The following is a 24,569-nucleotide window of genomic DNA, read 5'->3' as shown; positions in this document are numbered from 1 at the left end:
GTTCATTCCGCGGTGATGCCCTGGGCCTTGATGAGGTCCGACCAGCGCTTGGCGTCTGCCGCCACGAGCTTCTTGAAGGCATCGGGCGTGCTGTGGGCGGGCGTCATGCCCTGGGTCTCGAAGGACTTGGCCACGGCAGGCGCCGCCAGCACCTCGCGCAGCTCGGTGTTCAGCCGGTCGACATAGGCGCGAGGCGTGCCGGCCGGTGCGAACACGCCGTACCACATGTCCACGTTGAGATCACCGAGCTTCAGGCTGTTCAGCGAAGGCACTTCGGGCAGCAGGGGATGGGGCGTGCCGGAGCTGATGGCCAGCGCCTTGAGCTTGCCCGCCTTCACATGCTGCAGGGCCACGTGGATGGGCAGGAACATCGCGTCGATCTGCCCGCCCAGCAGGTCGGTCACGGCAGGCGCCGTGCCCCGGTAGCTGATGTGCGTGAGCGAAATCTTCGCCCGGTTCTTGAGCAGCTCCATGGCCAGGTGGTGCGGCGTGCCCGCGCCGGGCGAGCCGTAGTTGAGCGCGCCGGGCTTGGCCCGAGCGCGCTCGACCAGTTCCTTGAGCGACTGGATCTTCGAGCCCTCGCTGGCCACCAGCAGCAGTTGCCCCCAGCTCGTCTGGCCCACGGGCTGCAGATCGGTCAGCGGGTTGAAGCCCTGCTTGGGGTACAGCGCCATGTTCATCACCAGCGTGTTCACGCTGACCAGCAGCGTTGCGCCGTCGGCTGGCGCACGCACCACTTCCTGCGTACCGATGATCCCCGAGGCGCCTGCCTTGTTGTCGACGAAGAAGGGCCGCTTGAGACGTTCGGACAGTGGCGCCGCGATCTGGCGCGCGATCAGGTCGATGCCCGTGCCAGGCGTGAACGGCACGACCAGGCGCACCGGCGTATCCGCACCACCGGCCTGCGCCCGGACCAGGGGCGCCGCCACCGTGGCCAGGGCGCCGAGCACCAGGCGCCTGCGTTGAAGGGAGGGCGGCGGCAACGGAGTGGCAAGGGTCATGGTTTTGTCTCGTTGGAAGTTGGACCACAATTACAACGACAGTCTTGATTTGAATCAAACGGAAATTTCTGATGAATTCGTCAACAAAACTGATGAATGTCAGCAGCCGCCAGCTGCACGCCTTTCTGGAGGTGACACGCCTGCAGAGCTTTGCCAAGGCGGCCGAGCAGGTGCATCTGTCGCCCTCGGGCATGAGCATGCTGGTCAAGGAGCTGGAGGAGCAGATGGGTGCGCGCCTTTTCAACCGCACCACGCGCTCGCTCACGCTCACCGATGCCGGCCGGCGGCTGCAGCCGGTGGCCGAGCGCATCGTCGGCGAGCTGCGCACGCTGGGTGCCGTGCTCGATGGCAGCGAGTCTGCGGTGCGCTCACGCCTGCTGGTGGCGGCCACGCCCATGATCTCGGCCAGCCTGCTGCCCGACGTGGTGCGCGGCTTTGCCGAGACCCATCCCCAGGTGCAGGTGCACCTGGCCGATGTCGAGGTGGGCACCGTGCGCCAGGAGGTGCTGGAGGGCGAGGCGGACATCGGCTTCGGATTCTTCGTCAAGCCGGCCGTGGGCCTGTCGCGCCAGCCCCTGTGCAAGTTCCGGCTCATGCGCATCAGCCCGCCCGGCGCAGGCAGCAGCGGTCTCGCGGAAAGCCTGCCCTGGAGCAGCCTCGCAGGCCTGCCCCTGGTGAGCCTGCCCTCGGGCAATCCGATCCAGGTGGTGATCGAAAAGCACCTGTCCCGCCTGGGCCGCACACACGAGGAACGCCCGCGCATGAACCTGCTGGGCACCATCATCGGCATGGTGCGCGCCGGCCGGGGCCACGCCATCATCCCCTCGTTCGCGATGGAGGAATGCCTGCGCCAAGGCCTCGGGGTGGCCATGCTGCGCGAGCCCGTGGCGCACCTGGACCTGTACCTGGTGTCGCGCCGCGGCACGCAGCCCAAGCCCTCGGCGCTGGCATTTGCGGCGGCGCTCAAGCGGGCCGCGGCGCGCTTGCCCGGTTGACCGCTGTAGACGAATCCGGGTCAGGTCTGCACTGCAGACCTGACCAGTGCATTGAGCCGCAGCGTGCCCCAGACCCCGATGGCGCAGTGCAGCAAGAAGCCGAGCAACATGCCGCCGAGTGCCACCGCGCCAAGGGTCTCCGCCGGTACCACAAACACCATGGCCAGCGTACCAAGCTCAATCAGCAGCATCACCACGATCTGCATCCGGACCACCTTGCGCAAGGCCAAGGCATACCCGTCGGTAGGGTAGTCCTTGAGATGCCTTCTGGCGAGCAGGAAGGCACCGCCGCCCACGGCGAGCTTCAACCCCATGGCAGGCAAACGCACACCCATGACACCCAATGCGACGAGGAGGACATAGGTCATCGGCATGCCCCATGCTGCGTACCAGCCAGCCCATCTGGGAAGTGATGCGGACGGCGCGGGTACAGAAGCTGCGGATTCGACGGACATGGTATTCACCGGGTGCGGACACGCCGCCGGAAGTTGGGTATCCGGACATCGTAGGCCCCTCGCCAAAAGTCACCTACCGAAATTTGCCCCGCAATCGCTCAGCGCCGCAACGAGGCCAGCAAGGCCGCGAACAGGATCAGCGAGCCCCCCAGCACCGTGCGCGGCTCCAGTTGCGAGGCCGACAGCAGCACCGAGGACACGCTGGCGAACACCACCTCCGACAGCATGACCACGGCCGTGGTGCCCGCCGTCAGGCGCGAGGCGCCGAACTGCAGCGCCCAGTTGCCCAGCATCAGCACGCCCGACAGCAGCAGCCCGGTGACGGCCCAGGTGGCGTTGAAGGCGGGGAAGGGGTCCACCACCCCGAACTGCATACCGACAAAGGCCGCCAGCAGCGCCATCAGCATGCAGCCGCCGAACATGGCGAACATGCGCGCCTGCCCCGGCACGGCGTGCAGGCGGCGCACAGTCACGTTGACCAGGGCGAACATGAAACCGCCCATCAATGCCAGGCCATCGGCCATGGACAGGCCCTGCAGCAGGCTGGCAGGCGATGCGTCCCCGGGCAGCAGCACCAGGACCACGCCGGTGAAGGCCAGCAGCAGCCGCGCGATGGCCATGGGCGTGGGCCGCTCGCCCAGGATGCGCCAGGCCAGCAGCACCGCCCAGGCGGGCATGAGGTAGAACAGCAGGATCACGCGCACCACATCGCCCACCGTCACGGCCCAATTGAAGGCCACGTTGTTCAGGCCCGATGCCAGCGCCAGCAGCCACAGCCCCGGGTGCTGGCGCACCTGCGCGAGGATGCCCGGCCGCAGGGTCAGCAGGCCCAGCAGCACCACCGCATACATCGCGGCCGTGGCCCACAGCGGGTGCAGGCCCGCCCCATGCATCAACCGGAACGGCCACCAGGCCAGGCCCCATACGAAGGCATTGAACAGCAGGGCGAAGACGGGCAGCGGAGATTGCATGGGGCAGAAATGCAGAAGCACCAGTGCCGGCGCACCAGGCACCGGCAGCAGTCATGGCGATACGAAAACGGGACCGGGCGAGGCAAGGTCCGGCCTTGCTGCCGCGCGATTGTGCCGTTCATTGGCCGCACATGCCGGGCGACTGCCAGATGACCGTTCGGCTACGCCTGTCAGCCGTGGTGCGTGTTGGTTCGCCACCGCGCAAGGCAGGGCTGCACGAACAGGTACAGCCCAGTGAGCAGCAGCAGTGCCAGCGGTGCCAAGGGTGCATAGGTGACCCACGCGGGCGGGACACCCTGAGCCATGGCCGCGAAGTTGGCAACGATGGTCAAGGTGAACACCATGGACACCCAGCGGTGGGTGCGCCGCAGCCAGAGCCCCAGGCCGTTCATAGCGGGGCCCCCTGGGCCAACTGGATGAGCTTCCAGCCGTTGCCCGCAGGATCGCGAAAGCCCGCATCGACATTGCCATAGCGGTCCACCGGCTCCTGCGTGAACTCCACGCCGCGCTCGCGCAACGTCGCACAGAGGGCACGGCAATCGGCCACATGCCAGACCAGGGGCGGCATGGCGCCCTTGGCCACCATGGCGCGCAGCGTCTGGGCCGTGGCTTCATCGTGCAGGGGCGCCCCCGGGGCGAACAGCCCGAGCTGGAACGAGGGCTGCTCCGGGTGCTGCACCGTGAGCCAGCGGTAGCTGCCATTGCGCACGTCCGTGTGCACGCGAAAGCCGAGCTGGTCCACATAGAAGGCCAGCGCCTTGTCCTGATCGTCCACGTACACGCCCACCACACCGATGCCCTGGGTGGGCGGGTCCATCATCGCTGTCGTCATCACTCGATCTCCTTGCTTGTCGAAGACCTGTTTGTACCGGCCGCTGCGCGGCGGCGCTTCTCCAAAACTGCGATCGTGAGGTCCGGCCGCTCTGCGGCCTTGAGGATGCACGCCGGCATGCTGGCGAGCGGCCCCACCTCGGCCCGTGCCTCCCGCCGCAGCACGCTGGGGCTTTTGCCGGTGATGTCGCGAAAGATGCGGCCAAATGTGCCCAGGCTCTCCCAGCCGGTGGCAAATGCGATGTCGGTGACGGGCCAGTCGGTGTCGCGCAGCAGGGTCGACGCCTGCTCGATGCGCCGCGTGAGCAGGTAGCGGTGCGGCGGAACGCCGAAGGCCTGCTTGAACGAGCGCGCGAAATGCGCCTGCGAGACACCGCTCACCTCGGCCAGTCGTTCCACGGGCCAGGCCTCGTGCGAGGCTGCGTCCATCCGGTCCTTGGCACGCAGCAGGCGCCGCAGCAGGGCCGGATCCTGCAGGCTGCCCGCGGCCGGCAGTACGGAAGTGGAGTATCTGTTGTAGGGGGTGGAGTCATGGGACCTCGGATCAGCGGTCCCATTGTCGGCGACCCATGCTGGCACCCAGCCAGCGCTGGCTTGCAGAGATCTCAATAAATATGCAACAATTAAAGTTACTTGAATGCCACGCAGCCATGTCTATCGCCTCCACCAGCGCCAAGCCGACCGCTCCATTCGCCAATGCCCAGGCCGTTGCGTCCTACGCAGACCGCACCCGCCGCCTGGTGCCCGGCTCGGACGACCTGCAGAAAATGGCCGGCGTGCTGCTGGCCGAGCGTGCGCCGCCCCTGGCCAAGGTGCTTGTGGTCGGCGCAGGCGGGGGTGCCGAGCTGGGCGTCTTCGCCCAGGCACAGCCACAGTGGCGCTTTGTGGGGGTGGACCCGTCCGAGCCCATGCTGCAGCTGGCGCAGAACACGCTCGGGCCGTTGGCGGAGCGCGTGGACTTCCACCACGGCTATGTGCACACCGCGCCTGCAGGCCCCTTCGATGCCGCGTCCTGCCTGCTCACCCTGCATTTCTTGCCCCCGGATGAAAGGCTGGCCACGTTGCAGGCCATCCGCCAGCGCCTGCAGCCCGGCGCCCCCCTGGTAGCGGCACATTTGAGCTTTCCGCTGGCATCGCAGGCCGAGCGCAGCCAGTGGCTCTCGCGCTATACCGCCTTCGCCATCGCATCGGGCGTAGACCCTGAAGCTGCACGCCGGGCAGCCACCGCCATCGATACTGCCCTGCCCTTGCTCAGCCCGGACGAGGAGGAAGCGCTGCTGGAGCAGGCCGGCTTCAGCGGCGTCCGCCTGTTCTATGCAGGGCTGGCGTTTCGGGGGTGGGTTGCGTATGCCTAAAGACAGGGGCAGCCGAAACCAGCTAGCAGAATCCCGCCCGAATCCAAAGCCTTGAATCTTCGCAGGGCGGAGGAACAGTCCCGTCGGCCATGTCGGCGATGATGCGGGCGCCAGACAGCCCAACGACCTACGACAACGCGAGAAACATGCATTTGCCCAGCGCCATCTGGCGGCTCCTTTTTGCGAAGTTCCGATGGATATGGTGGATGGCTGCCGCCGCATCCATTTTTCCTGTACTGCGTCTTGCCATGCTGGAAATCCCGGAGAAAAGCGATTTGACGGAAGTGCACGGCATCTACAAGATGCCTTTCATCAGACCCAACAGCAAAGGGTACGCGACCACTGTTGAAGCGAGTGACGGCAATTTGAAAAAATGCAACTGCGCTGCAGGAAGCGGCGGGCCCAGCTGCCTGAGCCAGAATCACGCCGACAACCTTGACCTGATGCGTTCACTGAGGGACCAGCCCGTGACCGTGCTGATGTCGACAGCAAAAATGTACGAGCAAATCCCGCTCTGCTTTGAGATTCGGACCGACCAGACCACCCTGGTTTCTTACGAACAGTCCAAGGCCAGGTACTTGAAGGACAAGAACCGCGTTGGCGACTACCTGTTCCACATTTTGATGTTTCTTTTTCTCATGACCGTGTACGGCAGCACCTTCGTCGGAAACAAGGAACGGTGATGACCATGCGCGTTGGGTCCTCGACCCTGCGCGTCAGCCTTTCAGCCCATGCCGCTCATGCCACTCGGCCAGTGATTCGGCTGGAAACGCCTGGTAGTGCCTGTGGCCCTTGCCCTTGGGCACATCGACCCAGTTGGCCACAAATTCGAGCATGCCTTCGACCAGCTCCGGGGGCTTGGGCAGGGGGGTGTCGATGGCCGAGGCATGGGGATGGACCAGTTCGGGCCAGCGCGGATCCCATAGCCACAGGGCGCTGCCACATTGCAGGCAGAACTTGCGTTCGGCCTTGGAGCGCCTGGCGCGTTGGCCCTCTTCGCGCATGACCGCATGGTAGGTGCCCAGGTGCCTGGCGCCCTGGACCTTGAGCGTGCGCGCATCGCCGCCCAGGTTGATGGCGTAGCCGCCCCCGCCCGCCGTCTTGCGGCAGATGGAGCAGTGGCAGTGCATGAAGGGCACGGGACTGTCGGCTTCGAGCGAGAAGCGGACGGCGCGGCAATGGCAGGAGCCTTCGAGGTGCATGGCAGGTCCTCAGCTTTGGAGCAGGCCTCACAGCCTACACAGCCCTGCTGGCGCGACCTGTAGGAGCGCTGCGCATCCCCAGACAAGCAAAGAAAAAAGGGCTTCGGAACATGTCCCGAAGCCCTTTTGACCATGCCCCACGGGCAGGAAAGCTCAGCCTTCGTCCGGCGCGTCCAGGCCCAGCTCCTGGATCTTGCGGGTGATGGTGTTGCGGCCTATGCCCAGGCGCTGTGCAGCCTCCATGCGGCGGCCGTGGGTGGCGACCAGGGCCGTGCGGATCAGGCGCGACTCGAAGCGGCGCGTGAGCGCATCCCACACCTCGGGCTGGCCGCCGGACAGGAGCTTCTGCGCCTCGGCCTCCAGCGCCTGCTCCCAGCTCAGCACGGGGCTGGCCGATGCGGCGGGCGCAGCCACGCCGATGGCCGTGTCTGCAGCCCAGGCGGCCGCTGGCGCGGCCGCCACGAACTGCGGCGCCGAAGGCGCCACGGCGTGCAGCCCCCCCACCATTTCGGGCGGGTGCGCAATGGCAGCCACAGGCATGGCAATCACCGCCGGTGGCGCCACGGCATGGCCGTCTGCCACGGCGGCGCGCGCAGGCGCCTGGAACACCGGGGCTTCCAGCACCTCGGGCGGCAGGTCCTGCAGCGAGATGACCTGTGCGGGCGCCATCACCGTCAGCCAGTGGCAGATGTTCTCGAGCTGGCGCACGTTGCCGGGGAAGGCGAACTGCTCCAGCCGCGCCAGGGCCGAGTCGGCAATGCGCTTGGGCTCCACGCCTAGCTGGCGCGCGCTCTGCTGCAGGAAGTGGCGCGTGAGCATGGGCACGTCTTCGTGGCGCTCGCGCAGCGCGGGCAGGCGCAGGCGGATGACGTTCAAGCGGTGGAACAAATCCTCGCGGAAACCGCCTTCCTTGACGCGCCGCTCCAGGTCCTGGTGGGTGGCTGCGATCACGCGCACATGGGCCTTCACGGCCGCATGGCCGCCCACACGGTAGAACTGGCCGTCCGACAGCACGCGCAAGAGGCGCGTCTGCAGGTCAAACGGCATGTCGCCGATTTCGTCGAGGAAGAGCGTGCCCCCCTCGGCCTGCTCGAATCGGCCGCGCCGCTGTGTCTGGGCGCCGGTGAAGGCACCGCGCTCGTGGCCGAAAAGTTCGGATTCCAGCAGATCCTTGGGGATGGCCGCCGTGTTGATGGCCACGAAGGGCCCCTCTGCGCAGGGCGAGTGCTTGTGCAGCGCGCGCGCCACGAGTTCCTTGCCCGAGCCCGATTCGCCGGTGATCAGCACCGTGACCTGGCTCTGGCTGAGCCGGCCGATGGCGCGGAACACGTCCTGCATGGCGGGCGCCTGGCCCAGCATCTCGGGGGTTTCGGCCTGGCGCTCTTCGGTCACTTCCTCGCGCTGGCTTTCTTCCACCGCGCGGCGGATCAGCTCCACCGCCTTGGGCAGGTCGAAGGGTTTGGGCAGGTATTCGAACGCGCCGCGCTGGAAGGCCGAAACGGCGCTGTCCAGGTCGGAATACGCCGTCATGATGATGACGGGCAGACCGGGCTGCAGTTCGCGTACTTTTTCGAGCAGCTGCAGGCCCGAGCCTCCAGGCATGCGGATGTCGCTCACCAGGACCTGGGGGCCCTGGCGGGCGGGGTCGCCTGCGGTGACGTCGGCCAGCGCGTCGAGCACTTCGCGCGGGTGGGTGAAGCTGCGCGTGGGCAGGTTCTCCCGGGCCAGCGCCTTTTCCAGGACGAAGCGGATCGAGGGGTCGTCATCTACTAACCAGATCGGCTTCATATCTTTGTCTTACCTTCCCTGTGGTTGCGTGTCAGGGACCTCAGGGCAAGGGGATCAGGAATCGGAAGTCGGTGCGACCCGGTACGCTGTCGCATTCGATCAATCCGTGGTGCCGTTGTACGAAGGTTTGTGCCAACGTGAGTCCCAGCCCCGATCCGCCGTCCCGACCCGACACCAGAGGGTAAAAAATACGCTCTTTGATGGCATCGGGTACGCCCGGTCCGTTGTCGATGACATGCAATTCCAGTGCCAGCCGATAACGCTGGCGACCAAACGTTACTTGTCGGGCCACGCGGGTGCGCAAGGTGATCACCGCATCGCCTGCGGCGATGCGCTCGGCCAGTGCCTGCGCCGCGTTCTGAACCACGTTGAGCAGTGCCTGGATGAGCTGCGCCCGGTCGCCGCGGAACTCGGGGATGGAGGTGTCGTAGTCGCGCTGCACGCGCAACCCTTGCGGGTATTCCACCAGCACCAGCGAGCGCACACGCTCGCAGACCTCGTGGATATTGACGTCGCCCACCAGGTGCGGGTGGCGGTGCGGGGCCAGCAGGCGGTCCACCAAGCTTTGCAGGCGGTCCGCCTCGTGGATGATGACCTGGGTGTACTCGGTGAGCTCGCGGCTTTCGAGCTCCATCTCCAGCAACTGGGCCGCGCCACGGATGCCGCCCAGGGGGTTCTTGATCTCGTGGGCCAGGTTGCGGATCAGCTCCTTGTTGGCCTGGGCCTGGTCGAGCAGGCGCTCCTCACGGTCCTGGCGGGCCTGCTGCTCCAGCGGCCACAGTTCCACCAAGATCTCACCGGCCTGCTCCGCCGCCGCCACGTTGACATGCACGGGCACGGGGTCCTGGTGCAGGCGTTTCAGGCTGGCTTCGTAGCGCAGCGCCGCAAAATCCTGCACGCGGGCACCGGCCAGCGCGGTCTGCAACAGGGCCGGGTCGGTGAAGAAGGTGGAGAAATCACCCCCTTCGAGGGTGCGGCGCGACAGGCCCAGGGTGTTTTCCAGCGCCGCATTGGCGAACTGCACGGCGCCGTCGGCGCGCAGTACCGCCACCAGCGTGGACATCAGGTCCAGCGAATGAAAGCGCCCGGTATCTGGCGAGAGGGAATGGTCCGGTGGAGTACTCACGCGTGGGTCCGGCCTCAATTGGCGGGGGCCACGCGGCCCAACTCACGCTTGATGCCGGCGATGTCGCTCTCGCTGCGGGACACGCTGGCCTTGAGTTCGGCCGTGCGCTCAATGTAGCGCTGCGGGTTGCGCAGATCCAGGGCGTTGCGCTCGGGCGCGCCGCCGTTGTATTCCTTGACCAGCTCGGCATGGCGCGCCTCGGCCTTGCGCAGTTCGGATTCGAGGATGGCACGCGCATCGGAGTCGCGGGCCTTCTGGTCGTTGCTGCTCACGCGCGGGGCGTTCGGCGGCGATGCAGACGGGGCGCTGCCAGCGGCAGGCGCGGCAGTGCCACCTGCAGCTGCTGCTGGACGCGAGCCCTGCACCACAGTCACATTGCCGCCTTCGACCAGCTTGCAGCCACGCTCCTTGGCCTGGGTCGCGTTGTTCGTGTACTCATTGCCACAGCGGTAGATGCGGTCCTGGGCCCAGCCGGCAACGGGGGCCAGGGCAGCAAGCAACAACAGGGTGGTAACAGTCTTCTTCATGGAAATTCCTCGCGCGAGCAGCAAATGCACAGTACAGCCAGAGAGTATCCCCGAATCAACCCGCATCGCCAATCCGGCAAGTGCTGCGGCCGTGAGGGGTTAACGGTGCGGCAAGGGCCGTCCAAAGCCGGGGCGGCCCTGGTGGCAAAGGCGAACGCTGGCGGATGGCGCTACGGCAATACACCGGTTCAGAGGCTTCCTGGCCGGTGTTGGTTCCGTGCACACCGAATCGGCTGCACCATGGAAAAAGGCGGCTTGCGCCGCCTTTTCGGGTAACCGCCGGGAGGGGCAGATTACAGCGAGTAGTACATGTCGTACTCGACAGGGTGGGGAGCCATGCGGAAACGCGTGACTTCGGTCATCTTCAGGTCGATGTAGGCATCGAGCATGGAGTCGGTGAACACGCCACCCTTGGTCAGGAAGCTGCGGTCCTTGTCGAGGTATTCCAGGGCCTGGTCCAGGCTGTGGCAGACGGTAGGCACCAGCTTGTCTTCCTCGGGTGGCAGATGGTACAGATCCTTCGTGGCGGCTTCGCCGGGATGGATCTTGTTTTCCACGCCGTCCAGGCCGGCCATCATCAGGGCCGAGAAGGCCAGGTAAGGGTTGGCCGATGGATCGGGGAAGCGCGCTTCGATGCGGCGGCCCTTGGGGTTGGCAACGTAAGGAATGCGGATCGAGGCCGAGCGGTTGCGGGCCGAGTAGGCCAGCTTCACAGGGGCTTCGAAGCCGGGCACCAGACGCTTGTACGAGTTCGTGCCGGGGTTGGTGATGGCGTTCAGGGCACGTGCGTGCTTGATGATGCCGCCGATGTAGTAAAGCGCGAAGTCCGACAGGCCGGCGTAGCCGTCGCCTGCGAACAGGTTCTTGCCGTCCTTCCAGATGGACTGGTGCACGTGCATGCCGGAGCCGTTGTCGCCAGCGTAGGGCTTGGGCATGAAGGTAGCCGTCTTGCCGTAGGCGTTGGCCACGTTCCAGACCACGTACTTCAGGACCTGCGTCCAGTCGGCGCGCTCGACCAGCGTGCTGAAACGCGTGCCGATTTCGTTCTGGCCAGCGCCTGCCACTTCGTGGTGGAACACTTCGACCGGGATGCCCAGGGATTCGAGGATCAGGGACATTTCAGCGCGCATGTCCTGCGTGCTGTCGACGGGAGGCACGGGGAAGTAGCCGCCCTTGACGGTGGGACGGTGGCCGCGGTTGCCGCCTTCGAGCTTGGCGCCCGAATTCCAGGGGGCTTCGTACTCTTCGATCTCGAACATGACCTTGCCGGGTTCATTGGACCAGCGCACGCCGTCGAAGATGAAGAATTCTGGCTCTGGGCCGAAGAAGGCCGTGTCGCCCAGGCCGGAGGCCTTGAGGTAGGCTTCAGCGCGCTTGGCGATGGAGCGTGGATCGCGGTCGTAGGCCTTGCCGTCACCGGGTTCGATCACGTCGCACTGCAGGAACAGCGTGGTTTCTTCGAAGAACGGGTCGATGTTGGCGGTGTTGGGGTCGGGCATGAGCTGCATGTCCGAGGCTTCAATGCCCTTCCAGCCAGCCACCGACGAACCGTCAAATGCGTGGCCCGACGTGAACTTGTCTTCATCGAAGTGGGACACGGGCACGGTCACGTGCTGTTCCTTGCCCCGGGTATCGGTAAAACGGAAGTCAACGAACTTGACCTCGTTTTCCTTCACGATCTTCATCACGTCTGCAACGGTCTTGGCCATCAGGTTCTCCTGGGTAAAAGCGCTTGTTGAAAAAAGAATTTGCCGAAATAAAAGCAGTTTGCGTGCCAGCGGGGTGCAATCACCGCACTATCGCGGAGCAGCGGCCCGGCCTGGGGTCTGGCGAGGACGGTTGAGCGCACAATTTTGGTGCAACACAATAGCCCGCATTGCGCATCACAGGTTGCGCACCATTTCAGGGCCAAGATCCGCACCAAATTCGTGCAGGCCATTTTTGAGGTCCGTCCATGCTGCGGGGAGCGCCTGCGCCGGGCCTTTGACGCCCAGTTCAATGTGCCGCCCGTATTGTGGATGATCCACGCTGGGCAAACTGAACACCCGCACCCCGGCGTGCGATTTTTCTATCTGCTCCATGAGCGGCGTGAGCGCTGCCTCCATGGCGCCGAACACCACCACCGAGTGTTCGGTCTGGGGCGTGCGGTTGAAGTGCTCGGCGTACAGGGTGTCCAGCACCCACTCGATCATGGGCCAGGCCATCACCGGAAAGCCCGGCACGAAGTGCACGGCGCCGCCCTCACTGCCCGGGCTGTCGCAGGTGAAGCCGGGAATCTTGTTGTACGGATTGGGAATGGTGCGTGCCCCTACGGGGAACATGCCCATGTTCAACCGGTGCAGGTTGTCGTGGCGGTCGGGCTCGTAGGGCAGGCCCTGCTCGCGCGCCACGTCCTGCATGCGCTCTCGGATCAGGCGCTCGGCCTCGGGGTGCAGGGCCAGATCGGTACCCAGAGCCCGCGCTGCGCATTGGCGGGTGTGGTCGTCCGGCGTGGCGCCGATGCCGCCGCACGAGAAGACCACGTCGCCCGAAGCAAAGGCGCGCTGCAGCGTGGCGGTGATGCGCGCGGGGTCGTCCCCTACGTAGTCGGCATAGGACAGGGCCAGGCCGCGCGCGGCCAGCAGTTCGATGGCCTTGGGCATGTGCTTGTCGGCACGCTTGCCCGAGAGGATTTCGTCGCCGACGATGATGAGGCCGAAGGTAGGGGTCATGGGGTGCGGGGATCGGTAGGAAAGGTGCCGGGGGCCGGCAGACTGGCCGCTGCGGGCTCTGGCGCGCTGATGGTGGGCGGCGTGATGTCTTCGATGGCGGGCGCGGGCGCCAGCGTGTCCAGCGGCAGGCGCGAGGGCACGGGCATGGTGGCGCGGACATCGTCCTCGCGCAGCTCCTGCAGCGCCGCCAGGCAGAAATGCGTGAACCACAGCGACGAGAACGCGAACACCAGCATGTAGATCCAGATCGCCAGCGGCACCAGGATGGCAAAAGCGGCCACGAACAGCACGCCCGATGCCCAGACGATGCTGGGTGCAGCGCCCAAGTAGCCGGTGATGATGCCGATGCCCAGCAGGCTGGCGCGGTGGCGCTGGAAAAGCCGCTTGCGCTCCTCCTTGCTGGCATGCTCGGCCAGCGCGTCGAAGGCCATCACACGGTAGGTGAGCCAACCCCAGATCAGCGGCGGCAGCACCAGCACCAGCGGGGGCACAAGCCACAGCGGCACGGACACCACCAGCGCCACCAGCGCCATCACCGTGGAGCCCACGGACCAGGCCACGCTGGCGAAGAAGGAGCCGCCCTTCTTGCGCGCGAGGTCGGGAAAGCGCCGTTCGGCGACCAGGGTCACGAGCGCCGGGGTCATGAGCACCGCCACCAGCAGCAGCGACACCACGACCAGGACCGGCGTGGCCGCCAGGATGACCATCATGGGGGCGAGCGCAGACACCACGCTGCCCAGGCCCCAGCCCTCGAGCCAGCCCCAGAAATTCTTGAGCATGGGGGAGGCATCAAGAAGTGAGTGCATGCTCTGCACCGCCACATCCCAGTAGAAGTAGCCCAGCCCGAACGCAAGCGCCGCCATCAGCAGCAATGGCAGCAGCGAGAGGAGGATGACGCGGGGGCGCATGCAGTACGCCGCGGCGCGCCAGAAAGAGTCCAGCAGTAGTCCCATGCGCCTGAGCATACCGCGAGCCTCGCCGCTCTTGATGAAACCCTGCACCGCCCGGCGGTTGCGCGGGTTCCCGCTGTGCCTATCAGGCCTGTTCGGGCTGTGCGCCCACTGGTTTGCCGGCATCCAGCCCGCGCCGCGCATAGCGCTGCGCGAGCACGCCGCAGACCATGAGCTGCATCTGGTGGAACAGCATCAGCGGCAGCACGATGGCGCCGGCCACGTTGGCGGCAAACAGCACGTTGGCCATGGGCACGCCGCTGACCAGGCTCTTCTTGGAGCCGCAGAAAACGATGGTGATCTCGTCTTCCTTGGAGAAGCCCATGCGCCGCGCGCTCCAGGTGGTGAGGGTGAGCACCAGCGCCAGCAGCACCGCGCACACGGCCAGCAGGCCGGCCAAAGCCATGGGGGGCACCTGGGACCACAGGCCGTCGATGACGGCGTGGCTGAAGGCGGCGTAGACCACCAACAGGATGGAGCCCTGGTCCACCACCTTCATGACGGACGCGCGCTGCTGCAAAAAGCCGCTGATCCAGGGGCGCAGCAGGTGACCGATGGCAAAAGGCAGCAGCAGTTGCACACCGATGCGGCCCATGGCGGCCAGCGGGTCGCCCATGGCCGCGTTCTGCGACATGAGCAAGCCCACCAGCAGCGGCGTGAACGCCACGCCCAGCAGCGTGGAGGCCGAGGCGCTGCACACGGCCGCAGGGATGTTGCCGCGCGCCATGGAGACGAAGGCAATCGCCGACTGCACCGTGGCCGGCAGCGCACACAGGTAGAGGATGCCGGTGTACAGGTCGCGCGTGACCAGCGGCTCCAGCACCGGGCGCAGCGCCCAGCCCAGCAGCGGAAACAGCACGAAGGTGCTGGCCACCACCACCAGGTGCAGCCGCCAGTGGCCAATGCCGGCCAGGATGGCCTCACGCGAGAGCTTGGCCCCGTGCAGGAAGAACAGCAGGCTCACGGCCACGGTGGTGGCCACCTCCAGCGCCTTGGCGAAGCCGCCGGAGGCCGGCAACAGGCTGGCGGCGATGACCGTGGCAACGAGGTAGAGCGTGAAATTGTCGGGAAGCAAACGGGAGCGGGCCATGCAAGCAAGGGGCGTGAGCCCATAAGAAACGGTATGCACTGATTGGACCGTGTTTGCCACCCCAAGAGAAATGGATTGATTTGATGAATTTATAATAAATCCTCATGAATCCCAGTTTGCGCCAATTGCGTGTCTTCCAGTCCGTGGCCCTGCACAGCAGCTTCACGCGCGCGGGCGACCAGATCGGCCTGACCCAGCCCGCCGTGAGCCGCTGCGTGACCGAGCTGGAGCAGCACCTGGGCATCAAGCTGCTGGACCGCACCACGCGCGAGGTGGTGCTGACCGAAGCCGGCCGCAGCCTGGCCGTGCGCCTGGCGCGCGTGCTGGAAGACCTGGACACGATGCTGCTCGATGTGCGCGGCCTGGCCACCCAGCGCCAGGGCCGGGTGCGGGTGGCCAGCAGCCCCACCCTGTCGGCCAACCTGCTGCCCGAATGCATTGCGCGCTGTCGGCAGGAGCACCCGGGGCTGGAACTGCTGCTGCTGGACCGCATGCAGCACGATGCACTGGTCAGCGTGCTCTCGGGCGAGGTGGATTTCGGCGTAGTGATCGAACCCGAGCCGGGGCGCAGCGATGAGCTGCACGCCGAGCCCATCCTGTCCGAGCCCTTCTGCTTGGTCTGCCCGCCCACGCACCGGCTGGCGCGCCAGCGCAGCGTGCGCTGGGCCGCCCTGGATGGCGAGCCGCTGGTGTTGCTCGACCATGCCTCGGGCAGCCGCCGGCTGATCGACGATGCGCTGCACCAGCATGGCGTGCAGGCACTGGTGGCCCAGGAGGTGGGCCATGTGACCACCATCTTCCGCATGCTGGATGCGGGCCTGGGCATCTCGGTGGTGCCCACGCTGGCCTTGCCGCCCGCAGGGCTCCAGGGCCTGGAGGTGCGACCGCTCACCCCCCGCGTGGAGCGGGCCATCGTGCTGGTGCGGCGGGCCAACCGCGCCCTGGCGCCCGTGGCCGAAGTGGCCTGGGGGCTGGTGCGCGACGTGGCAGCGAAGCGGGCCTAAGCCTTTCCGAACAAGCGCAGCACCCCACACCATTGCTGCGACCAGAAGCCGCGCCCATAGTCGCGCGTGCGGCCGTCGGGCCCGGGCTCCACCTGGTCGCGCACGCCCGTGGGGTCGTAGCGTTGCTCGAAGTTGGCGGTGCGCATCAGCATGTCCCACCAGGGCAGCAGCACGCCGAAGTTGTGGCCGCCCAGCACCACGCGCGGCGCCTTCTCGCCCGCAGCAGCCGGTTTGATGGTTTCGTGCCCGATGCCGATGCTGTGGTGCAGCCGGTGAAAGCGGGGGCTCACCCACAGGCGCTCCCCCAGGCGGCCGAACCACAGGCGCACGTTGGCGTGCTGGAAGCTTTCGCTCAGTTGCGTGATGGCCACGATGGCCACGAACTGCCCCGGCGCCACGCCGATGAGCTGGGCCACCACCACCAGGATGGTGTCACGCAGCATGTCATCCAGCAGGTGGTTGCGGTTGTCGCTCCACATCGTCATCTGTTGCTGCGAGTGGTGCAGCGAATGCAGCCGCCACCACCATTCGAAATGGTGCTGGCCGCGGTGGATCCAGTAGTCCACGAAGTCGAATACCACCAGGTACATGAGCAGGCTGACCCAGGCCACGTCGGTCACGCCGGGCCAGATGCCATCGAGGTGGAAGGTGCTGATGCCCGACATGCGCAACTCGCCGAACAGCGCGTCCATCAGCGGGTCGATGGCAAAGAACAGGCCCACGCGGAACAGGCCCAGCCGGTGCAGCAGGGTGTAGAGGATGTCGGTGCGGATGGTGGCGCGGTTGGTCACCGGCTCCACCGGGCGCCAGCGCTGCAGCGGCCCGATGACGGCGATGATGACGGCCAGCTGCAGCAGGCCCACCAGCAGCCAGCCAGTGGCGTCGTAGCCATCCTCCAGCAGGTTGCCCAGGCCGCCCGCGAACATCAATGGCTGCACCACGGTCTCGAACAGCCATTGCTGCGCACCGTCGAATACCGAGCTCAACCACTCCATAACGTTCCCCGCTCCTGTTGCTGTCGCCTCATATGCCGCTGCCGCGCGGCATCACCGCACGGTCTTTGTAGCGTAGTCCGGGTGCTCGCGCAGTGTCCTGAAGCAAAACCCCCGCTCCTTCAGCCCCACGATCAGCGGCTCCAGCACGGCGGGCGCCCAGGGGTCCGTGCGCGACCAGATACCGAGGTGGGCCAGCAGGATATCGCCCGCACGAATATCGCGCAGCGCCTTGCGCAGCAGCGCCTCGTTGCTGGCCTGCGCGATGGACAGCTCGTCACCCAGAAAGCCCGCAGGCGACCAGCCCACGTGGGTGTAGCCGCAGGCCTGGGCGCTGGCGATCAATTGGGGCGACGTCTTGCCGCCCGGCGCGCGGAACAGCGGCAAGGGCTTTTGCCCGGTGATGGCCTGCAGCCGGTCGGCGGCCTTGGTGATCTCGGCGCAGTAATCGGCCGCCGTCATCGTGAAATCCTGCCCTGCACGCGGGCCGGCCGAGGGGCGCACCTTGAAGGACGGTTTGGCGGCCGTGCCCAGGTCAGCGCGCCAGTAGGTGTGGTCCCAGGTGTGGGAGGCAAAGGCGTGGCCTTCGGCCGCGCGGGCCCGCCACCAGGGTGCCCAGTGCCCGCCCAGGCTGCCGTCGCCCTCCTTGGTGCGCTCCTGCGCCGCAAAGAAGGTCACCCGCACCTGCTGGCGCTTGAGCACATCGGCGATGAGCGGGGCCACCTCCATGTGGCCGGTGTCCAGGGTCAGGTAGACGGGTTTGGTGCAGTCGCCGGCGGGGGCTGGCGCGCTGCCTTGCGCCAGGCCTGCAGGCACCGCCAGCAGCCATACCCAGGGCAAGACCGCCCTCGCAGTGCAAGCCACAGCCATGCCAGCAGTCATGCCGCTGCTACCGGGGGGCGTGCTGCAGCGTCCAGACGCCGTGCGGGGACTTGCCCACGGGCACCTGGCGCACCACCTTCTTCGCCTCGGTGTCCACCACCGACAGCTTGCGCGCCCAGCGCGAGCTCACGTAGATGAAGCGGCCATCGGCCGAGACTTCCATGCAATCGGGCCCGCCGGGCACGGGGTAGCTGTCCACCACGGCCATGGAGGCCATGTCGATCTTGCTGATGGAGTTGGCCACCCGGTTGCTCACGTAGAGGTGCTTGCCGTCGCCCGCCGCCCGAAAGGCGTGCGCGCCATTGCCGGTCTTGATCTTCCTGATGCTGCGCGGCTCGCGGCCCGAGACGTCGAAAACTTCGACGCTGTCGCCCCCGGTGAGGCCGAGGAAGACATGCTTGTCATCCGGGCTGCCATACACGTCGGCCGGCATGGGGCCGGTCTTGATGCGCCACTTGACCACCTGCGTGGCGATGTCGATGGCCACCAGCTCGTCGCTGTCCTGCATGGACACGTAGACCGTGGTGCTGCGGCTGTCGATCCACATGTGGCTCGGGGTGCGGGCTGTGTTCACGCGTGCGACCAGCGTAGGCTCCTTGCCATCCCAGCGGTAGAAATCCACATGGTTGAGCCGGTTGGCCGCCGTGATCAGCCATTTCATGTCGGGCGTGAAGCGCAGGTGGTAGGGATCCACGATGCCGCGCACCGTGCGCTGGACCTGCGCCGTGCGCGGGTCCAGGAAGGTCAGCGTGTCACCCAGCGCATTGGCCACGATGAGCGAGCGCTCGTCGGGCGTGAGGTACAGGTGGTGCGGCTCCTTGCCGGTGGGGATGCGCGAGGTCTCCGTCCAGGTCAGTGGATCGATCACACTGACGTTGGCCTCCAGCGAGTTCAGCACAAAAATCGGCGGCACCGCTGCCAATGCAGCACTGCCCCACAGCAACACCAGGCCGGCCAGGGCGGCGCATGCGCGCACGGGGGAAAAAATCTTCACAAACAAACACTTTCAGGACAGCCTGCAAGTGTAGCGCCGTGAGTCGGCGCCTCCCTGCCGCAAGGCGTAACATCTGCCCATGGAGGCGGGTTGGATCAAGGAAGTTCCGCGTTTGGGGCGGATTTCTGGGCCGCAAGCCGCCCCGGGCGCGCATTTTCGAGCACGGCATCCCTGCCGTACTCCACCGGCGAGCAACCATGCCGCGCCTTGAATGCTCGGCTGAATGCGGACACCGAGGTGTAACCCACGCCCAATGCTGCGCTGCCCACGGTGCTGGCACCGAGCAGCAGCCGCGCGGCGCAGTCGAGCCGCCAGCCGTTGAGGTAGGCCATGGGCGTCTCTCCGACCACGTTCGCGAAGCGTTCAGCAAACGCCGTGCGGGACATGGGGCCCAGCGCGGCCAGCTCCTCCAGCGACCAGTTGCGCTGCGGCTGCGCGTGCATGGCGGCTATCGCACGGCCGATGCGCGGGTCCATGGCCCCCGCCAGCCAGCCGGTTTACGCATGGTTCTGCGCGGCCCAGGTGCGCAGCGTGCGCACAAAGAGCAGGTCCAGTATGCGCGAGACCATGGCGGCGGCGCCTGCAAGTTCCTGCTCGGACTCTTCGGCGATGAGGGCACAGCCGATTTCCACCCAGTCATAGGCACCCGACGGCGGACTCGGCAGGCGGATGAGTGCGGGCAACGGCCCCAGAAAGCGCGCCGCAAACCCCCCATCGAAATCGAAGTAGCCCTGCAATGCCGTCGCACGCGCGTGCCCGTGACCACAGGCCACGGTGTGCGCAGTGCCCCGTGCCAGCAGCACAACCTCGCCTGGCCCGGCCGTGACCGAAACGCCGTCCCCATGTTCGAACACCATGGCGCCTTCGCGCACGGCGTAGAGGCAGGGCAGCCCGGGCGCATGGTCGGTCCGGTGCGGATGGGGCAACACGAGCGTGCTCACCGAGCTGCCCTTGAGGCGCAGGATGTCCAGCACCTGCGACAAGGCGTCCTGCGGCAAGGGCTTGGGCGATGGAGGGTTCATGGGGCGGGACGCAAAGCAACGTGGTCCCTATTCTGAAGCCTGCCGCTGCGGCCCACGAATCCTAAGCTTGAGCCTCATCACAGGAGGGAATTCATGGAAAAGACAATCGTGCTGGTGCATGGCGCCTGGCTTACGCCAGCCAGTTGGGACCTGTTCAGGTCGCTGTACGAATCGCGCGGATACCGCGTACTGGCACCTGCCTGGCCAGGGCTGGAGGGGCCGCTGTCCACACTCCGGCACGGCGTGCCCGCCGCCATGGCCAGGCGCACCATCAAGGACCTGGTGGACCACTACGCCCGCACCATCCAGGCCCTGCCCAGCGCACCCATCCTCGTGGGCCATTCCTTCGGCGGCCTGATCGTGCAATTGCTGGCCGACCGGGGACTGGGCTGCGCCGCAGTGGCCATCGATCCCGCGCCGCCGCGGGGCGTGTTTCCACCGCCATCGGCCTTGAAGGCAGCGCTGCCGGTGCTGCTGACCTGGGCCGGATGGAACCGGGTCCACACCATGGGGTTCAAGGGCTTTTGCGCCACCTTTGCGAACACGCTGCCACCGGCCGGGCAGCGCGAGGCCTACGACAGCTTCATCGTGCAGGCGCCGGGGCGCATCTACTTTCAGGCAGCATTCGGCATCGGCAATGGCCTCGATTTCGGCAATCGCAAGCGCCCACCCCTGCTGCTGATTGCGGGAGGAGAGGATCGCACTGCCCCTGCATCCATGGTGCGGGCCAATGCCAAGCGCCACGGAAAATCACCCGTGCGGGTGGACTACCGGGAGTTTGCCGGTCGCAGCCACTGGCTGGTGCGTGAGCCGGGCTGGGAAGCGGTGGCCGAGGCTGCGCTGGACTGGGCCGAGCAGGTGACGGGCAGCGCCACTTCAGCAAAGGATCAGGCCACTGCAGCTTGAATGGCGTCCCAGCGCAACAGACCAGACCCTCTGAGGCTTCTTTGCGGGGGTCAGGCTGGCGCAGTCGTCAGCACCTTGAGATCGTCGACACTCAGCCAGCGCCACTGCCCGGGTGCCAGATCGGCCGGCAGCGGCATGCTGCCGATCTGTGAGCGGTGCAGGCCCTCCACGCGGTTGCCCACGGCGGCCAGCATGCGCTTGACCTGGTGGTACTTGCCTTCGGTCAAGGTCAGGTCCAGGCGGTGCGTATCCACAACCACGCAGGCGGCGGCGCGCACGGGCTTGAGATCGTCGTCGAGCACCACGCCAGCCAGCAGCTTGCTGGCTTGGGCCTCGTCCACAGGGTGCTTGGTGGTGACCTGGTAGACCTTGGGCACATGCTTCTTGGGCGAGCTCATGCGGTGGATGAACTGGCCGTCATCGCTGAGCAGCAGCATGCCTGTCGTGTCCTGGTCCAGCCGCCCCACGGCCTGGACACCCTGTATGGCCGTCTTGCTCGGACGCTGGCGCAGGGGAGACGGCAACAGCGAATAGATGCTGGGATAGGTCGAGGGCTTTTGCGAGCACTCCGTGCCTGCCGGCTTGTGCAGCAGCACATAGGCCTTCTCGTGGTACGGCCAGTCCACTCCCTGCACGCGCAGCTGCAGACCGTCGGCGTCGAAATCGGCCGAGGCCTCGGTGCAGGACACGTACTCCCCCCCCACACCGTAGGTGCTCACCTGTACCCAGCCCTGCTGCACCAATCCGGCGCACACGCGCCGGGTTCCAAATCCCTGGGAGTACAGAATGTCTTGCAGCTTCATAGCGATCGAATAGTGTGGGAGACAGGTACAAAGCAAGGCAGACAGACGGTGCCGATAGGCAATGCCGCAGACATCAGCAGACATCAGCAGACATCATTCAACCAGTGCAGTGCCACCAGGTTTGCCTTGCCCAAACGCAAAACCCCCCAGTCCTTTGGAGACTGAGGGGATTTGGGGCTATAAGAGCCTGACGATGACCTACTTTCACACGGGAACCCGCACTATCATCGGCGCAAAGTCGTTTCACTGTCCTGTTCGGGATGGGAAGGAGTGGTACCAACTTGCTATGGTCATCAGGCATAACTTGGAGTCGACTTGCTCTTGGAGCAAGACAACGAATTCATAGAGTGGAATCAGATTTTATGTGTTTTGACTGCGTCAACTTGGCATAACAATCTTCGAAGCTTGCACACATCCATGAAGGAGCGTACACGGCTATCAAAGTTATAGGGTCAAGCCTCACGAGCAATTAGTATCAGTTAGCTTAACGCATTACTGCGCTTCCACACCTGACCTATCAACGTCCTGGTCTTGAACGACTCTTCAGGGGGCTCAAGGCCCCGGCAGATCTCATCTTGAAACGAGTTTCCCGCTTAGATGCTTTCAGCGGTTATCTCTTCCACACTTAGCTACTCGGCAATGCCACTGGCGTGACAACCGATACACCAGAGGTGTGTCCACTCCGGTCCTCTCGTACTAGGAGCAGGCTTCCTCAAATCTGCAGCGCCCACGGAAGATAGGGACCAAACTGTCTCACGACGTTTTAAACCCAGCTCACGTACCTCTTTAAATGGCGAACAGCCATACCCTTGGGACCGGCTACAGCCCCAGGATGAGATGAGCCGACATCGAGGTGCCAAACACCGCCGTCGATATGAACTCTTGGGCGGTATCAGCCTGTTATCCCCAGAGTACCTTTTATCCGTTGAGCGATGGCCCTTCCATACAGAACCACCGGATCACTATGTCCTGCTTTCGCATCTGCTCGACTTGTCAGTCTCGCAGTTAAGCACGCTTATGCCATTGCACTATCGTCACGATGTCCGACCGTAACTAGCGTACCTTCGAACTCCTCCGTTACGCTTTGGGAGGAGACCGCCCCAGTCAAACTGCCTACCATGCACTGTCCCCGATCCAGATAATGGACCTAGGTTAGAACCTCAAACACACCAGGGTGGTATTTCAACGTTGGCTCCATGACATCTAGCGACATCACTTCAAAGCCTCCCACCTATCCTACACAGATCTGTTCAAAGTCCAATACAAAGCTACAGTAAAGGTTCATGGGGTCTTTCCGTCTTTCCGCGGGGAGATTGCATCATCACAAACATTTCAACTTCGCTGAGTCTCAGGAGGAGACAGTGTGGCCATCGTTACGCCATTCGTGCAGGTCGGAACTTACCCGACAAGGAATTTCGCTACCTTAGGACCGTTATAGTTACGGCCGCCGTTTACTGGGACTTCAATCAAGAGCTTGCACCCCATCATTTAATCTTCCAGCACCGGGCAGGCGTCACACCCTATACGTCCACTTTCGTGTTTGCAGAGTGCTGTGTTTTTATTAAACAGTCGCAGCCACCGATTTTTTGCAACCCCGTTGGGCTCCCTCTGTTCGAGTTCACCTACTTGGGGCATACCTTCTCCCGAAGTTACGGTATCAATTTGCCGAGTTCCTTCTCCTGAGTTCTCTCAAGCGCCTTAGAATACTCATCTCGCGCACCAGTGTCGGTTTGCGGTACGGTCGTGTGTAGCTGAAGCTTAGTGGCTTTTCCTGGAAGCAGGGTATCACTCACTTCGTCTGCAAGCAGACTCGTTATCACCCCTCATCTAAGCCCGGCGGATTTGCCTACCAGGCACGACTACAGGCTTGAACCAACATATCCAACAGTTGGCTGAGCTAACCTTCTCCGTCCCCACATCGCACTACACATCGGTACAGGAATATTGACCTGTTTCCCATCAGCTACGCATCTCTGCCTCGCCTTAGGGGCCGACTCACTCTACGCCGATGAACGTTGCGTAGAAAACCTTGCGCTTACGGCGAGGGGGCTTTTCACCCCCTTTAACGCTACTCATGTCAGCATTCGCACTTCTGATACCTCCAGCATCCGTTACCAGACACCTTCACAGGCCTACAGAACGCTCTCCTACCACGTGCAATAAATTGCACATCCGCAGCTTCGGTAACTGGCTTAGCCCCGTTACATCTTCCGCGCAGGACGACTCGATCAGTGAGCTATTACGCTTTCTTTAAATGATGGCTGCTTCTAAGCCAACATCCTGACTGTTTTAGCCTTCCCACTTCGTTTCCCACTTAGCCAATTTTAGGGACCTTAGCTGGCGGTCTGGGTTGTTTCCCTCTTGAGTCCGGACGTTAGCACCCGGTGCTCTGTCTCCCAAGCTGTACTCGTCGGTATTCGGAGTTTGCATAGGTTTGGTAAGTCGCCATGACCCCCTAGCCTAAACAGTGCTCTACCCCCGACGGTAATACTTGAGGCACTACCTAAATAGTTTTCGGAGAGAACCAGCTATTTCCAAGTTTGTTTAGCCTTTCACCCCTATCCACAGCTCATCCGCTAGTTTTGCAACACTAGTCGGTTCGGACCTCCAGTACCTGTTACGGCACCTTCATCCTGGCCATGGATAGATCACTTGGTTTCGGGTCTACACCCAGCGACTGATTCGCCCTATTCGGACTCGATTTCTCTACGGCTTCCCTATTCGGTTAACCTTGCCACTGAATGTAAGTCGCTGACCCATTATACAAAAGGTACGCAGTCACCCTTGCGGGCTCCTACTTTTTGTAAGCATGCGGTTTCAGGATCTATTTCACTCCCCTCCCGGGGTTCTTTTCGCCTTTCCCTCACGGTACTGGTTCACTATCGGTCGATTACGAGTATTTAGCCTTGGAGGATGGTCCCCCCATATTCAGACAGGATTTCTCGTGTCCCGCCCTACTTGTCT

Annotated in this window: 25 protein-coding genes and 2 rRNA genes (1 of these 27 only partly in view); 5 read left to right on the top strand and 22 right to left on the bottom strand. The window is 64.7% G+C overall.

The window, feature by feature from the left end; genetic code table 11:
- Positions 1 to 2: 2 nt before the first annotated feature.
- Complete coding sequence (locus ACSQ9E_RS05275) at positions 3 to 1,001, bottom strand: Bug family tripartite tricarboxylate transporter substrate binding protein (RefSeq protein WP_427999851.1); 999 nt, start codon at positions 999 to 1,001, stop codon at positions 3 to 5.
- A gap of 92 nt (positions 1,002 to 1,093) precedes the next feature.
- Between ACSQ9E_RS05275 and ACSQ9E_RS05270 the strand changes: the two genes are divergently transcribed.
- Complete coding sequence (locus tag ACSQ9E_RS05270) at positions 1,094 to 1,996, top strand: LysR family transcriptional regulator (protein WP_436217097.1); 903 nt, start codon at positions 1,094 to 1,096, stop codon at positions 1,994 to 1,996.
- A gap of 20 nt (positions 1,997 to 2,016) precedes the next feature.
- Here ACSQ9E_RS05270 and ACSQ9E_RS05265 read toward each other — a convergent pair whose 3' ends face one another.
- From ACSQ9E_RS05265 to ACSQ9E_RS05245, 5 genes are all read right to left on the bottom strand, one after another.
- Positions 2,017 to 2,370 carry a hypothetical protein gene (locus ACSQ9E_RS05265; protein ID WP_436179227.1) on the bottom strand — a complete coding sequence of 118 codons (354 nt, stop codon included), beginning with the start codon at positions 2,368 to 2,370 and terminating at the stop codon, positions 2,017 to 2,019.
- Between the two features lie 179 nt (positions 2,371 to 2,549).
- Entirely contained in the window at positions 2,550 to 3,422 is an 873-nt protein-coding gene (locus ACSQ9E_RS05260; protein ID WP_436179228.1) for a DMT family transporter, read from the bottom strand.
- Positions 3,423 to 3,592: 170 nt separating this feature from the next.
- Positions 3,593 to 3,814 carry a hypothetical protein gene (locus ACSQ9E_RS05255; protein WP_436217096.1) on the bottom strand — a complete coding sequence of 74 codons (222 nt, stop codon included), beginning with the start codon at positions 3,812 to 3,814 and terminating at the stop codon, positions 3,593 to 3,595.
- Positions 3,811 to 4,254 carry a VOC family protein gene (locus tag ACSQ9E_RS05250; protein ID WP_436217095.1) on the bottom strand — a complete coding sequence of 148 codons (444 nt, stop codon included), beginning with the start codon at positions 4,252 to 4,254 and terminating at the stop codon, positions 3,811 to 3,813. The genes ACSQ9E_RS05255 and ACSQ9E_RS05250 overlap by 4 nt, the downstream gene beginning before the upstream one ends.
- Positions 4,254 to 4,748, bottom strand: a complete 495-nt coding sequence (locus ACSQ9E_RS05245) for a helix-turn-helix domain-containing protein (RefSeq protein ID WP_436220188.1) — start codon at positions 4,746 to 4,748, stop codon at positions 4,254 to 4,256. Before ACSQ9E_RS05245 ends, ACSQ9E_RS05250 begins: the two co-directional genes overlap by 1 nt.
- A 155-nt stretch (positions 4,749 to 4,903) precedes the next feature.
- Here ACSQ9E_RS05245 and ACSQ9E_RS05240 point away from each other — a divergent pair, with 155 nt between their 5' ends.
- Positions 4,904 to 5,608: a class I SAM-dependent methyltransferase gene (locus tag ACSQ9E_RS05240; protein ID WP_436217094.1), complete on the top strand. Its 705-nt coding sequence runs from the start codon at positions 4,904 to 4,906 to the stop codon at positions 5,606 to 5,608.
- An 89-nt stretch (positions 5,609 to 5,697) separates the two neighbouring features.
- Positions 5,698 to 6,291: a hypothetical protein gene (locus ACSQ9E_RS05235; protein WP_427999846.1), complete on the top strand. Its 594-nt coding sequence runs from the start codon at positions 5,698 to 5,700 to the stop codon at positions 6,289 to 6,291.
- A 33-nt stretch (positions 6,292 to 6,324) separates the two neighbouring features.
- Here the strand turns inward: ACSQ9E_RS05235 and ACSQ9E_RS05230 are convergent, their stop codons facing one another.
- From ACSQ9E_RS05230 to ACSQ9E_RS05195, 8 genes are all read right to left on the bottom strand, one after another.
- Positions 6,325 to 6,810 (bottom strand): GFA family protein, encoded by a 486-nt coding sequence (locus ACSQ9E_RS05230; RefSeq protein ID WP_057205523.1) that lies wholly within the window; start codon positions 6,808 to 6,810, stop codon positions 6,325 to 6,327.
- 153 nt (positions 6,811 to 6,963) lie between these two features.
- Positions 6,964 to 8,598 carry a nitrogen regulation protein NR(I) gene (gene ntrC, locus ACSQ9E_RS05225; RefSeq protein ID WP_057269653.1) on the bottom strand — a complete coding sequence of 545 codons (1,635 nt, stop codon included), beginning with the start codon at positions 8,596 to 8,598 and terminating at the stop codon, positions 6,964 to 6,966.
- A 40-nt stretch (positions 8,599 to 8,638) separates the two neighbouring features.
- On the bottom strand, positions 8,639 to 9,661 hold the full coding sequence (glnL, locus tag ACSQ9E_RS05220; protein ID WP_057205519.1) for a nitrogen regulation protein NR(II): 1,023 nt from the start codon (positions 9,659 to 9,661) through the stop codon (positions 8,639 to 8,641).
- Positions 9,662 to 9,738: 77 nt separating this feature from the next.
- Complete coding sequence (locus tag ACSQ9E_RS05215; protein ID WP_057205517.1) at positions 9,739 to 10,251, bottom strand: hypothetical protein; 513 nt, start codon at positions 10,249 to 10,251, stop codon at positions 9,739 to 9,741.
- A 293-nt stretch (positions 10,252 to 10,544) separates the two neighbouring features.
- Positions 10,545 to 11,960 (bottom strand): type I glutamate--ammonia ligase, encoded by a 1,416-nt coding sequence (gene glnA / locus ACSQ9E_RS05210; protein WP_007854205.1) that lies wholly within the window; start codon positions 11,958 to 11,960, stop codon positions 10,545 to 10,547.
- 174 nt (positions 11,961 to 12,134) lie between these two features.
- Positions 12,135 to 12,962: a competence/damage-inducible protein A gene (locus tag ACSQ9E_RS05205; protein WP_436217093.1), complete on the bottom strand. Its 828-nt coding sequence runs from the start codon at positions 12,960 to 12,962 to the stop codon at positions 12,135 to 12,137.
- Positions 12,959 to 13,927 (bottom strand): EI24 domain-containing protein, encoded by a 969-nt coding sequence (locus tag ACSQ9E_RS05200; RefSeq protein ID WP_200964009.1) that lies wholly within the window; start codon positions 13,925 to 13,927, stop codon positions 12,959 to 12,961. Before ACSQ9E_RS05200 ends, ACSQ9E_RS05205 begins: the two co-directional genes overlap by 4 nt.
- Positions 13,928 to 13,997: 70 nt before the next feature.
- Positions 13,998 to 15,002: a bile acid:sodium symporter family protein gene (locus ACSQ9E_RS05195; protein ID WP_436217092.1), complete on the bottom strand. Its 1,005-nt coding sequence runs from the start codon at positions 15,000 to 15,002 to the stop codon at positions 13,998 to 14,000.
- 104 nt (positions 15,003 to 15,106) lie between these two features.
- On the opposite strand from ACSQ9E_RS05195, the gene ACSQ9E_RS05190 reads away from it, so the two are divergent.
- Positions 15,107 to 16,006: a LysR substrate-binding domain-containing protein gene (locus tag ACSQ9E_RS05190; protein WP_436217091.1), complete on the top strand. Its 900-nt coding sequence runs from the start codon at positions 15,107 to 15,109 to the stop codon at positions 16,004 to 16,006.
- Here ACSQ9E_RS05190 and ACSQ9E_RS05185 read toward each other — a convergent pair.
- The 5 genes from ACSQ9E_RS05185 to ACSQ9E_RS05165 form a co-directional block, all read right to left on the bottom strand.
- Complete coding sequence (locus tag ACSQ9E_RS05185; RefSeq protein WP_436217090.1) at positions 16,003 to 17,001, bottom strand: sterol desaturase family protein; 999 nt, start codon at positions 16,999 to 17,001, stop codon at positions 16,003 to 16,005. The genes ACSQ9E_RS05190 and ACSQ9E_RS05185 overlap by 4 nt on opposite strands.
- 51 nt (positions 17,002 to 17,052) lie before the next feature.
- Positions 17,053 to 17,880, bottom strand: coding sequence for a polysaccharide deacetylase family protein (locus ACSQ9E_RS05180; RefSeq protein WP_436217089.1), 828 nt, complete (start codon positions 17,878 to 17,880; stop codon positions 17,053 to 17,055).
- A gap of 7 nt (positions 17,881 to 17,887) precedes the next feature.
- Entirely contained in the window at positions 17,888 to 18,874 is a 987-nt protein-coding gene (locus ACSQ9E_RS05175; RefSeq protein WP_057206181.1) for a YncE family protein, read from the bottom strand.
- Between the two features lie 95 nt (positions 18,875 to 18,969).
- Positions 18,970 to 19,350, bottom strand: a complete 381-nt coding sequence (locus ACSQ9E_RS05170; protein WP_436217088.1) for a helix-turn-helix transcriptional regulator — start codon at positions 19,348 to 19,350, stop codon at positions 18,970 to 18,972.
- Positions 19,351 to 19,371: 21 nt separating this feature from the next.
- Positions 19,372 to 19,896: a cupin domain-containing protein gene (locus tag ACSQ9E_RS05165; protein WP_436217087.1), complete on the bottom strand. Its 525-nt coding sequence runs from the start codon at positions 19,894 to 19,896 to the stop codon at positions 19,372 to 19,374.
- 93 nt (positions 19,897 to 19,989) lie between these two features.
- Here ACSQ9E_RS05165 and ACSQ9E_RS05160 point away from each other — a divergent pair, with 93 nt between their 5' ends.
- Positions 19,990 to 20,802, top strand: coding sequence for an alpha/beta hydrolase (locus ACSQ9E_RS05160; RefSeq protein ID WP_436217086.1), 813 nt, complete (start codon positions 19,990 to 19,992; stop codon positions 20,800 to 20,802).
- Positions 20,803 to 20,852: 50 nt separating this feature from the next.
- On the opposite strand, the gene ACSQ9E_RS05155 is transcribed toward ACSQ9E_RS05160, so the two are convergent.
- The 3 genes from ACSQ9E_RS05155 to ACSQ9E_RS05145 form a co-directional block, all read right to left on the bottom strand.
- Positions 20,853 to 21,605 carry a pseudouridine synthase gene (locus tag ACSQ9E_RS05155; protein ID WP_436217085.1) on the bottom strand — a complete coding sequence of 251 codons (753 nt, stop codon included), beginning with the start codon at positions 21,603 to 21,605 and terminating at the stop codon, positions 20,853 to 20,855.
- A 185-nt stretch (positions 21,606 to 21,790) separates the two neighbouring features.
- Positions 21,791 to 21,903: ribosomal RNA gene (rrf, locus tag ACSQ9E_RS05150) — 5S ribosomal RNA — on the bottom strand.
- Between the two features lie 150 nt (positions 21,904 to 22,053).
- Positions 22,054 to 24,569 (bottom strand): 23S ribosomal RNA (locus tag ACSQ9E_RS05145) (it continues 363 nt past the right edge of the window).

Origin of the sequence: Acidovorax sp. LjRoot118 (assembly GCF_964253575.1) — a bacterium.
Taxonomy (GTDB): Bacteria; Pseudomonadota; Gammaproteobacteria; order Burkholderiales; family Burkholderiaceae_C; genus Acidovorax.
The sequence above is the reverse complement of the archived record's forward strand: the minus strand, read 5'-3'. Positions and strand labels throughout refer to the sequence as shown.